Source organism: Streptomyces sp. NPDC085944 (genome assembly GCF_040686295.1).
Taxonomy (GTDB): Bacteria; Actinomycetota; Actinomycetes; order Streptomycetales; family Streptomycetaceae; genus Streptomyces; species Streptomyces salinarius.
This window is the reverse complement of the sequence record NZ_JBFBJX010000011.1, coordinates 46,289-54,939: the sequence shown is the minus strand read 5'-3', so window position 1 is coordinate 54,939 and position 8,651 is coordinate 46,289. Positions and strand designations below refer to the sequence as shown.

The following is an 8,651-nucleotide window of genomic DNA, read 5'->3' as shown; positions in this document are numbered from 1 at the left end:
CCGGCTGCCGGGCGGTGGGCCCTGCTGTCGGGCCGTGCCTGGGCGACTGCCCCCAAGCCGTCAGCCCTGCCGTCGGGCCGCGACCTCGGCGACTGTCCACGTCGTCAGCCCTGCACCCGGGCCGCGAAGTCGGCGACCGCCGCCCGTACCTCGTCGGTCGTCCACCCCAGGCCCGCCTCGCCCACCGAGACCTCGGTCAGGGCGACACCGGGGCCGGCCGGGTCCCAGGGGTGGGAGAACAGCATGGTCCCGGTCTCCTCGGCCTGCCGCAGCGCGGTCTCGCCCGCGACCTCCGCGTCGCAGGGCAGCCAGACCTGGAACTCGTGCGTGTGCGGCACCTCGGGGTGCACCCGCGCCCACGGCAGCCCGGCCTCCGCGAGGCCCTCGCGCAGCGCGGCGGCCACCACGCGCGCGTGGGCCACGTACGCGGGCAGCCGGGGCAACTCGCGCTCCAGGCCGACCAGGGCGGACAACGCCGTGGGGAACTGCTGGAACACCTGGCCGCCGTACCGGTGCCGCCAGGCCTTCGCCTCCTCGACCAGGGTCCGGGGGCCGGCCAGGGCGGCGCCGCCGTAGCCCTGGAGGGACTTGTAGAACGAGACGTACACGCTGTCCGCCAGGCCCGAGATCTCCGCCAGGGGGCGGTCGAAGTGGGTGGTGCACTCCCACAGGCGGGCCCCGTCGAAGTGCACCACCGCGTCGCGCTCCCGGGCGGCCTCGACGGCCTCGGTGAGCTCCTCCCAGGTGGGCAGCAGATAGCCGGCCTCCCTGAGCGGCAGCTCCAGCATCAGCGCCCCGAACGGCTCCTCGAAGCCGCGCACCTCGTCGGCGGTCGGCTGCCGGGGCGCGTCGGTCAGCCGTACCGGGCGCAGCCCGCCGACCCGGCTGAAGGCGCTGCGCTCGTGCCGCTCGGGGTGGCCGAGCCCGTGCAGGGCGACGACCGGGTTGCCGGTGCGGCCCGCCCAGCAGCGCAGGGCCACCTGCTGCGCCATGGTTCCGGTCGGGAAGAAGGCGGCGGCCTCCGTGCCGAGCAGGGCGGCGGTCCGCTCCTCCAGGGCCGTCACGACGCCGTTGCCGTACATGTCGGAGGGCTCGTCGAGGTCGTACAGTTCGCCGGCCCCGTCCAGCAGGGCGATGCGCTCCCGCAGGGACGTCATGAAGCCCGGGCGGGCGAGCACGCGCCGCGCGTCGCGCAGGGCGGCCACGCGTCGTTCCCGCCGGCGTTCGTTCCGCCGCTCCTCCGGTTCGTCCGGTTCCGCCTGCTCGTTTCGCTCTGCCGTGTCACTCATGCCGGGATCATGTCGCGCTGACCGCCCGCGGGGCACCCCGTTTCCCACAGGCTCCGACACGCGCGCGCGGGGGTGTGTCCCGGCATCGCGCGGAAACCCACAGCCTGTGGACAACCGGACGTCGCCCGGACCGATCGCGTTAACATGACGAGAAATCGTCCGGTACCCCGAGCGGACTGGAACGGGAAGGCCGCCGTCGCGTGAACACAACCCCACAGCCAGACCCCAAGGACCGCCCCGCGCGGCTCACCGTAGGCGTTGTCGGCGCCGGACGGGTGGGCCCAGCGCTTGCCGCGTCCCTCCAGCTCGCCGGGCACCGCCCGGTGGCCGTCTCGGGGGTCTCCGAGGCATCCCGCAGGCGTGCCGCCGCCCTCCTCCCCGACGTGCCGCTCATGACGCCGGCCGAAGTCCTCCAGCACGCCGAGCTGGTCCTGCTGACGGTCCCCGACGACGCCCTGCCCGGCCTGGTGACCGGGCTCGCGGAGACCGGGGCGGTGCGCCCGGGCCAGCTGCTCGTGCACACCTCGGGGCGGTACGGCGCGAGGGTCCTGGACCCCGCGCTGCGAGCCGGTGCCCTGCCGCTGGCCCTGCACCCCGCGATGACCTTCACCGGCACCCCGGTGGACGTCCAGCGGCTGGCCGGCTGCTCCTTCGGCGTCACCGCACCCGAGGAGCTGCGGCTGGCGGCCGAGGCCCTGGTCATCGAGATGGGCGGCGAGCCGGAGTGGATCGCCGAGGACCGGCGCCCGCTCTATCACGCGGCCCTCGCCCTGGGCTCCAACCACCTGATCACCCTGGTCGCCCAGTCCATGGAGCTGCTGCGCACAGCCGGTGTGACGGCCCCGGACCGGATGCTCGGCCCGCTCCTCGGCGCCTCCCTGGACAACGCCCTGCGCTCCGGCGACGCGGCCCTCACCGGCCCCGTCGCGCGCGGGGACGCGGGCACGGTCTTCGCGCACATCACGGAGCTGCGCGAACACGCCCCCCAGGCCGTCGCCGGTTACGTGGCGATGGCCCGCGCGACCGCCGACCGCGCCCTGGACCACGGCCTGCTGAGGGCGGAACTCGCCGAGGACCTGCTCGGCGTACTCGCCGACGGAGCCACCGGCGCGAACGAGCCCCCCGGCTCCGACGGCACTCAAGGCACCGAAGGCACCGAAGGCCCCGAAGGCACCGACGGAGGCGCCCGATGACCCCCACCCCGCCCGTCCTGCTGCGCACCGCCGACGAGCTGCACGCACGCGTGCGCCACGGCCGCAGGGCCGTCGTGATGACCATGGGCGCCCTGCACGAGGGCCACGCCACCCTGATCCGCACGGCGCGCGACCTCGCGGGCCCCGACGGCGAGGTCGTCGTCACGATCTTCGTGAACCCGCTCCAGTTCGGCGCGGGCGAGGACCTCGACCGTTACCCGCGCACCTTGGACGCCGACCTGGAGATCGCCGGACGGGCGGGCGCCGACGCCGTCTTCGCCCCCGCCGTCGACGAGGTCTACCCGGGCGGCGAACCCCAGGTGCGGATCACCGCCGGGCCCATGGGCGAGCGCCTGGAGGGCGCCTCCCGCCCCGGCCACTTCGACGGCATGCTCACCGTCGTCGCCAAGCTGCTCCACCTCACCCGCCCCGACCTCGCCCTCTACGGCCAGAAGGACGCCCAGCAGCTCGCGCTGATCCGCCGCATGGTCCGCGACCTGAACTTCGGCGTGGAGATCGTCGGCGTCCCCACCGTGCGCGAGGAGGACGGCCTGGCCCTGTCCAGCCGCAACCGCTACCTCTCGACGGCGGAACGCCGCACGGCCCTCGCCCTCTCCCAGGCGCTCTTCGCCGGCCAGGACCGGCACGCCGCGCAGGAGGCGCTCTGCGCGCGGGCCCGCGAAGTACCCGCCACCCGGGCGCGCGCCGAGGCGCTGGGCGCCCTGGGCGAGTCCCGCGCGGCGGCCGACGCCCACGCCGTCGCCACCTCCGCCCCCGGCAGCGCCACGGCCGTCCGGGACGCCGCCCGCCTGGTCCTGGACGACGCCGCCCGGGCCACCCCGCCCCTGGAGCTGGACTACCTCGCCCTGGTCGACCCCGCCGACTTCACCGAGATCGGCGACGACCACACCGGCGAGGCCGTCCTCGCCGTCGCCGCCCGGGTCGGCGCCACCCGCCTGATCGACAACGTCCACCTCACCTTCGGACCCCTCGGAGCCGCCTCGTGACCAGCACAGGCATACGACTGCACGCTCCCGCGCCCGGCTGGGCCGTCGCCGCGGACGTGGTGGTCGTCGGCTCCGGCGTCGCGGGCCTCACCGCGGCGCTGCGCTGTGAGGCCGCCGGCCTGCGGACCGTCGTCGTCACCAAGGCCCGCCTGGACGACGGCTCCACCCGCTGGGCCCAGGGCGGCGTCGCCGCGGCCCTCGGCGAGGGCGACACCCCCGAGCAGCACCTGGACGACACGCTGGTCGCCGGCGCCGGCCTGTGCGACCGGGAAGCGGTCCGCACCCTGGTCACCGAAGGCCCCGGTGCCGTACGCCGCCTCATCGCGACCGGCGCGCACTTCGACGAGTCCACCGAGGGCGGCCTGGCCCTCACCCGCGAGGGCGGCCACCACCGCCGCCGCATCGCCCACGCGGGCGGCGACGCGACGGGCGCCGAGATCTCCCGCGCCCTGGTCGAGGCCGTACGCGCGCGTGGCCTGCGCACCGTCGAGAACGCACTCGTCCTCGACCTCCTCACGGACGCCGACGGCCACACCGCCGGTGTCACCCTGCACGTCATGGGTGAGGGCCAGCACGACGGCGTCGGGGCGGTCCACGCCCCCGCGGTCGTCCTCGCCACCGGCGGCATGGGCCAGGTCTTCTCGGCGACCACCAACCCCCCCGTCTCCACGGGCGACGGAGTGGCCCTGGCCCTCCGCGCGGGCGCCGAGGTCAGCGACCTCGAATTCGTCCAGTTCCACCCCACCGTCCTCTTCCTGGGCCCGGACGCCGAGGGCCAGCAGCCCCTGGTCTCCGAGGCGGTACGGGGCGAGGGCGCCCATCTGGTGGACGCGGACGGCGTGCGCTTCATGCTCGGGCAGCACGAACTCGCGGAACTGGCACCCCGCGACATCGTCGCCAAGGCCATCACGCGCCGCATGCAGGAGCGGGGCGCCGCGCACATGTACCTGGACGCCCGTCACTTCGGTGCCGACATGTGGGAGCACCGCTTCCCCACGATCCTCGCCGCCTGCCGGGCCCACGGCATCGACCCGGTCACCGAGCCGATCCCCGTCGCGCCCGCCGCCCACTACGCCTCGGGCGGCGTCCGCACCGACGCGCACGGCCGTACGACGGTCCCCGGCCTGTACGCGTGCGGCGAGGTCGCCTGCACCGGCGTGCACGGCGCCAACCGCCTGGCCTCCAACTCCCTCCTGGAGGGCCTGGTCTACGCCGAGCGCATCGCGGCCGACATCGCGGCGGGAGGCACAGCCGGCACCCCCCACACACGCGTACCGGCCCCCGTCCCGCACCCGGACCACCCGGAGCACCCCCTCCTCCCGCCCGAGTCCCGCATCACGATCCAGCGGATCATGACGGAGGGCGCCGGAGTCCTGCGCTCGGCCGACTCCCTCACGCGCGCGGCCGACCGGCTGCACGCCCTGCACACCGAGGCCCGCGAGGCGCTGCACGAGCACGGCAAGACGTCCGAGCCGGGCGTCGACACCTGGGAGGCCACCAACCTCCTGTGCGTGGCCCGCGTCCTGGTCGCCGCGGCCGCCCGGCGCGAGGAGACCCGCGGCTGCCACTGGCGCGAGGACCACGCGGAGCGCGACGACACGGCGTGGCGCCGCCACATCGTCGTACGCCTGAACCCGGACCGCACGCTCGCCGTGCACACCACGGACACGCCAGAATTCCCCCCGACCGTCCACGGCGCCCAGCCGACGCACCGTCCCCAGGAGCAGTGACAGTGAACCCCTCCGACCCCAACGAACTCCCCCTCGCCTCCACCGGAGGCTGCGGCGACGGCTGTGCCTGCGGCGCGGACACCGAGGAGGACAGCTACATGGAGTGCGGCCTCGACCCGTCCCTCGCCGCCCTCCTGCTGGACTCCGGCCTCGACCCCGTCGAGGTCGAGGACATCGCGAACGTCGCCATCCAGGAGGACCTGGCGGGCGGCGTGGACGTGACGACCGTGGCCACCATCCCCGAGGACGCCGTGGCCACGGCCGACTTCACCGCGCGCGAGGCGGGCGTCGTGGCGGGCCTCCGGGTCGCCGAGGCGGTCCTGTCGATCGTCTGCACGGACGAGTTCGAGGTGGAGCGCCACGTGGAGGACGGCGACCGCGTGCGGGAGGGCCAGAAGCTCCTCTCCGTCACCACCCGCACCCGCGACATCCTGACCGCCGAACGCAGCGCGCTGAACCTGCTGTGCCGCATGTCGGGCATCGCGACGGCCACGCGCGCGTGGGCGGACGTTCTGGACGGCACGAAGACCAAGGTCCGCGACACCCGCAAGACCACCCCCGGGCTGCGCAGCCTGGAGAAGTTCGCGGTCCGCTGCGGCAGCGGCGTCAACCACCGCATGTCCCTCTCGGACGCGGCCCTGGTCAAGGACAACCACGTGGTCGCCGCGGGCGGCGTCGCCGAGGCCTTCACGGCCGTGCGCGAGAGCTTCCCCGACCTGCCCATCGAGGTCGAGGTCGACACCCTGCACCAGCTGCGCGAGGTCGTGGAGGCGGGCGCGGACCTGATCCTGCTGGACAACTTCACCCCCGACGAGTGCGCGGAGGCGGTGACCCTGGTCGCAGGCCGCGCCGCGCTGGAGGCCTCGGGCCGCCTCACCCTCACCAACGCCAAGGCGTACGCCGACACGGGCGTCGACTACCTGGCCGTGGGCGCGCTCACCCACAGCTCCCCGATCCTGGACATCGGCCTGGACCTGCGAGCGGCGGAGTAGAAGCCATGCTGCTGACGATCGACGTAGGCAACACGCACACCGTCCTCGGCCTCTTCGACGGCGAGGACATCGTCGAGCACTGGCGCATCTCCACGGACTCGCGCCGCACGGCCGACGAGCTGGCGGTCCTCCTCCAGGGCCTGATGGGCATGCACCCGCTGCTCGGTGACGAGCTGGGCGACGGCATCGACGGCATCGCCATCTGCGCGACGGTCCCCTCCGTCCTGCACGAACTGCGTGAGGTCACCCGTCGCTACTACGGCGACGTCCCCGCGGTGCTGGTCGAACCGGGCGTCAAGACCGGCGTCCCGATCCTCACCGACCACCCCAAGGAGGTCGGCGCCGACCGCATCATCAACGCGGTCGCGGCCGTCGAGCTGTACGGCGGCCCGGCGATCGTCGTGGACTTCGGCACGGCGACGACGTTCGACGCGGTCAGCGCACGCGGGGAGTACATCGGCGGCGTCATCGCCCCCGGCATCGAGATCTCGGTCGAGGCGCTCGGCGTCAAGGGCGCCCAGCTCCGCAAGATCGAGGTGGCCCGGCCGCGGAGCGTGATCGGCAAGAACACGGTCGAGGCGATGCAGTCCGGGATCGTCTACGGCTTCGCCGGCCAGGTCGACGGCGTCGTCAACCGCATGGCCCGCGAGCTGGCCGACGACCCGGACGACGTCACCGTCATCGCGACGGGCGGACTGGCCCCGATGGTGCTGGGTGAGTCGTCGGTGATCGACGAGCACGAGCCGTGGCTGACGCTGATGGGACTGCGCCTGGTGTACGAACGAAACGTGTCCCGCATGTAGGTGACCCGATGCCCCCTCCGCCCCCGACGCGCGGCGGCCCACCGGTCCGGGGTTGCCCGGTCACCCGGCGCGGGCGCGCCGGGTGGACCCACTGTCCCGGCGTCGGCGTGGCCCCCGGCGTGGGTGTGGGCGCGGGGTGGGTGACGCGGCCCGGCGTTCGCGGTCTGCCGCTGCGCCCACCCGTGCCGCCCCAGCGGCACGCCTGCCCGCAGCTGGGGCGGCGTGGCGGACTGCCTGCAGCGGCGACGGCGTGGCGGACTGCCTGCAGTTGGGGTGGCAGGCGTGGCGACTGCCCGCAGCAGCGGCGGTGGCGTGGCGGACTGCCCGCAGCGGGGGCGGCAGGCGTGGCGACTGCCCGCAGCAGCGGTGGTGGTGTGGCGGGCTGCCTGCGGCTGGGGCGGCGGGGAGCCGCGTACGGCGGGGATGGGGCAGTGGCGTGGGGCGGGGGAGAGCCGCGTACGGCGAGGAGGGGTCGGGTCGGGGGTGTCCGCCCGCAGTGGTTGGCGCCTCCGCGCCGGGGGAGATCTGTGGCCGACCGATTCCGCGCCGTTCCGAGGACGGACACCCCCCGGCCCGGCCCCGACCCACCCACCGAACCTACGGCGCTACGCGCACCCCCACCCAACCCGCACAGGCGCCGCAGGCACCCCGCACCACCGCCGAAGGCACCCGCACCGGCGCCGCAGGCACCCACCACCACGCACCCCGTACAGACCGCCGCAGGCATCCCCCACCACCCACTGCCGGAGGCACCCGCACAGGCGCCGCAGACATCCGCACCCCCACCAAACCCGCACCGGCGCCGCAGGCATCCGCACCCCCACCCCACCCGCGCAGGCGCCGCAGGCACCCACCCCCACCACACCAACCACCCACCGCCGAAGGCGCCCGCACCACCGCCGGAGGCACCCGCATCCGGGTGGGCCCGTACGCCACACCCGTGCCCCCTATGCCGAGTTTGTCTGATTAGCGCGTATCGTCGCCGCATGCCCACGCCCTACGGACCCCGCGGCGGCATGGCGTTCGGTGCTCAGGAGCTGCGTGTGCTCCGGCGAGCCCTCGCCCTCGCCCTGAACCCCAGCACGGTCTCGGCCCAGGAGGCCCAGGACTGCCTCCACCTCGCAGAGTCGCTCGACGAGGCGATGCGGGAGGGTGCCAGGCTCCGCGCCTTCCTGGTGGCCGACCTCGCCCGGTACCGCGCCGCCCTCCCCGGCACCGCCACCGGCTACCTCGCGCTCCTGGACGAGGCGCTGGACGCCGGCCATCGCCCCGACGCGGACGACCTCGCCGCCCTGGGCGCCCTGCGCGGCAACCCCGCCGCGGCCGAGCTCCTGGCCCGCTGCGGCCCCGCGACGGCATCCGCCCCGGCCAGGGCGACGCTCCCCGCGGCGCGCACCCGCACCCGCCTCCACGCCGTCCCCGGCGGCCGCCACCCCGGCGAGGACCCCGCGCGGAAACCCGCCCCGAAGCCGTCCCCCCGACCCGGCCCCGCCCCCGCCGCCCCCAAGCGCCCCGTCCCCACCCCCGGCGAGGTCTTCCCCCGCCGCAAGCCCGCGCCGCCCGCCAACCCGCCCGCCCCGCCGGCACCGGGCTCCCGGCACCACCTCGCCGCCGGCTGACGGCGCCTGGCTACCCTG

The 8,651-nt window shown here is 75.4% G+C and carries 7 protein-coding genes; 6 read left to right on the top strand and 1 reads right to left on the bottom strand.

Going from position 1 to position 8,651, the window contains the following annotated elements:
• Positions 1-104 precede the first annotated feature (104 nt).
• Positions 105-1,289, bottom strand: coding sequence for a beta-eliminating lyase-related protein (locus AB0P07_RS22165; RefSeq protein WP_365553021.1), 1,185 nt, complete (start codon positions 1,287-1,289; stop codon positions 105-107).
• 200 nt (positions 1,290-1,489) lie between these two features.
• Between AB0P07_RS22165 and AB0P07_RS22160 the strand changes: the two genes are divergently transcribed.
• The 6 genes from AB0P07_RS22160 (at position 1,490) to AB0P07_RS22135 (ending at position 8,633) form a co-directional block, all read left to right on the top strand.
• Positions 1,490-2,482, top strand: coding sequence for a DUF2520 domain-containing protein (locus AB0P07_RS22160; RefSeq protein ID WP_365553019.1), 993 nt, complete (start codon positions 1,490-1,492; stop codon positions 2,480-2,482).
• The gene (gene panC, locus AB0P07_RS22155) at positions 2,479-3,489 is read left to right on the top strand and encodes a pantoate--beta-alanine ligase (protein ID WP_365553017.1); all 1,011 of its coding nucleotides are present in this window, start codon (positions 2,479-2,481) and stop codon (positions 3,487-3,489) included. Before AB0P07_RS22160 ends, panC begins: the two co-directional genes overlap by 4 nt.
• Positions 3,486-5,219 carry an L-aspartate oxidase gene (locus AB0P07_RS22150; protein ID WP_365553015.1) on the top strand — a complete coding sequence of 578 codons (1,734 nt, stop codon included), beginning with the start codon at positions 3,486-3,488 and terminating at the stop codon, positions 5,217-5,219. The genes panC and AB0P07_RS22150 overlap by 4 nt, the downstream gene beginning before the upstream one ends.
• A gap of 2 nt (positions 5,220-5,221) precedes the next feature.
• Positions 5,222-6,211: a carboxylating nicotinate-nucleotide diphosphorylase gene (gene nadC, locus AB0P07_RS22145; protein WP_365553013.1), complete on the top strand. Its 990-nt coding sequence runs from the start codon at positions 5,222-5,224 to the stop codon at positions 6,209-6,211.
• A gap of 5 nt (positions 6,212-6,216) precedes the next feature.
• The gene (locus tag AB0P07_RS22140) at positions 6,217-7,014 is read left to right on the top strand and encodes a type III pantothenate kinase (RefSeq protein WP_003975453.1); all 798 of its coding nucleotides are present in this window, start codon (positions 6,217-6,219) and stop codon (positions 7,012-7,014) included.
• A gap of 1,016 nt (positions 7,015-8,030) precedes the next feature.
• Entirely contained in the window at positions 8,031-8,633 is a 603-nt protein-coding gene (locus tag AB0P07_RS22135; RefSeq protein ID WP_365553357.1) for a hypothetical protein, read from the top strand.
• Positions 8,634-8,651 lie beyond the last annotated feature (18 nt).

Excerpts from the sequence above, each read along its gene's own strand:
- AB0P07_RS22165 (WP_365553021.1), bottom strand. The coding sequence starts at position 1,289 with ATGAGTGACACGGCAGAGCGAAACGAGCAGGCGGAACCGGACGAACCG.
- panC (WP_365553017.1), top strand. The coding sequence starts at position 2,479 with ATGACCCCCACCCCGCCCGTCCTGCTGCGCACCGCCGACGAGCTGCAC.
- AB0P07_RS22140 (WP_003975453.1), top strand. The coding sequence starts at position 6,217 with ATGCTGCTGACGATCGACGTAGGCAACACGCACACCGTCCTCGGCCTC.
- AB0P07_RS22135 (WP_365553357.1), top strand. The coding sequence starts at position 8,031 with ATGGCGTTCGGTGCTCAGGAGCTGCGTGTGCTCCGGCGAGCCCTCGCC.